The 2,058-nt window shown below is 43.9% G+C and carries 2 protein-coding genes and 1 pseudogene; all 3 read right to left on the bottom strand.

The window, feature by feature from the left end; all coding sequences use genetic code 11:
• Positions 1–488 (bottom strand): annotated as a pseudogene (locus tag VF500_RS29360) (sorbosone dehydrogenase); the annotation flags it as partial.
• Between the two features lie 12 nt (positions 489–500).
• Positions 501–1,181, bottom strand: coding sequence for a hypothetical protein (locus VF500_RS29355; RefSeq protein WP_330863060.1), 681 nt, complete (start codon positions 1,179–1,181; stop codon positions 501–503).
• Positions 1,182–1,244: 63 nt separating this feature from the next.
• On the bottom strand, positions 1,245–2,058 hold an 814-nt coding region (locus tag VF500_RS29350), incomplete at its 5' end, for a glycoside hydrolase family 28 protein (protein ID WP_330863059.1).

The following is a 2,058-nucleotide window of genomic DNA, read 5'->3' as shown; positions in this document are numbered from 1 at the left end:
CCATCGTTGTCTAAAGCAAACGACTTGGTTTCGTGCTGGCGGCCTGCCTTTAACCCGGTGATAATTTTTTCGGGCTGATCTGGGTTGATCACTTCATTTTTATCATCTACCTTATACCTGAATACTTCGGTATTTGACGATGCATACAGGTAACCGTTCTTTAAATAAACTTCAGTGCCACCATAAGCACCAAAGCCCGATTTAAGTTCGGCTTTACCAGTAGATGCTTCATGTAACACTAAAATCCCCTTGCCTTCTTTATTGGGTTTAGCCAACTTTACATAAATATCGCCCTGTGGCGTAACTACTAAATGCCGGGCTTTTGCACCGGTTTCGGCAACTTTCAGGGCACCGAAACCTGCAGGTAATTTTAAACCAGCGTTATCGGTATCGGGGACAACTTCCAATTCCGGTTTCAGGGCATAAAGCATGATGCTCACCGGCAGGATGGTAAGTATGATCACCCATTTAAATAGTATATTTTTCATGCTGTGTATTTATTATAGTTCCTTTTTATTGGCATTCGCCAGTTTAGTATCTGCTACCGGGCGGCTGTTATAAATGTTAAAGTCCTTTACTTCATTTAAAACAAACGTTGCTGAGCTTGCCGCTTTCTGTGCTTTAATATGTTGAAAATCGGCGCCGGTTACATGATCAAGAATAAATGGCGGTCGAAAATCATCAGTGATATAGCTAACCTCCACATCGTTCACTTTTAAATCTTTAACGTTGCGGATAAAGAAGCCATAAGAAGGCATAGTACCAAAACGATAGGGTTCGGGATATTCTTTTTCTAAGCCGGGTACTTCACGCATGGATTGCTCTTTAGTGCCCCCGCCTTTATAATAGATCCTGATATTGCTTAACCGCAGATCTTCAATATCATGGCCGGGGATCCCACTTATAATTGCCCCATGCTTGTTATCGGCATTATAGCATACCACATTACTGATAATCACACGCCTGAGCGCACCTACCGGGGCACTTTCCGGCCCGCGCATGCGTGCACCGAGCCTCACAAAAATTGGGGCGTTCACAATATCACGCATGGTTATATTGGTGATGGTAACATCCTCTAAAAGGGCACCGTCGACAGTTTCAAGTGCCAGGCCGCGGCAGTAATCAAATACGCAGTTGGAGATGGTAACATTCTTAAAGCCACCGTTTGATTCGGGACCCATTTTTATGCGGCCTGTGGGATTGCCGTCAGAATATTTTTTTTCATTGCGGGTAAAAGTGCCTGCCTAAAATGAACCTTCATCATAGCCGCTCACCTGGCAGTTGGTAATGGTAACATTTTCGGTAGCCCTGGCAAAGCCAAGCCCATAGGTACTTTTAAGGCAAATACCATCGTCATAAGGCGAGTTGATGCTGCAATTTGAGATGCGTACGTTACGGCAGCAGTCAATATCCATACCGTCGCGGTTAGTATCCATCTTAACATTATCAATAGTAAAATTGTCGATCCCCGTTGCGAGGATCCCAAACCAGCCGCCATGCAGAATCGAAATATCCCTGATAATTACGTTACGGCACAAATAAAGACTGATCGTTTTGTTGGGGCGCTTATCATCTTCACCCTTGTTGCTCCGCACCAGGTCTTTACCCCAAATGGTACCCGGACCTAATATGGATATATCATGCAGGTTTTCGCCCCAGATCAAGCTGTTATGCCAGTGTCTGTGTCCGAAATCCTGGTAATTATTATCTATTTTGGCTTCGGGTTCATCATAGCCTGAGGCAGCTTCAATAGGCGCTGCAATTATGGTAGCCCCCTGATCGATATATAGGCTGATGCCACTTTTAAGGTGAATAGAACCGCTTAAATAATTCCCTGCCGGAAAATAAACTGTTCCGCCGCCAGCCGCTGCTGCAGCCTCAATTGCTTTATTTATATTTTGAGTATCAATTGATTTACCGTCGCCCTTCGCCCCATATAACTTTACATTATATGGGGATGTTTCAGGCGATGTACTATCATTTGCCTGAGTTTGAATGAAGCAGAATGGCAAAAGAAAAATCAAAAGAATACGAAGTATGGTATAGTGGTTTTTCATA

This window comes from Mucilaginibacter sp. (genome assembly GCF_036383575.1).
Classification (GTDB): domain Bacteria; phylum Bacteroidota; class Bacteroidia; order Sphingobacteriales; family Sphingobacteriaceae; genus Mucilaginibacter.
This window is presented reverse-complemented; position numbering and strand designations above follow the sequence as displayed.

Excerpts from the sequence above, each read along its gene's own strand:
- VF500_RS29355 (WP_330863060.1), bottom strand. The coding sequence starts at position 1,181 with ATGGGTCCCGAATCAAACGGTGGCTTTAAGAATGTTACCATCTCCAAC.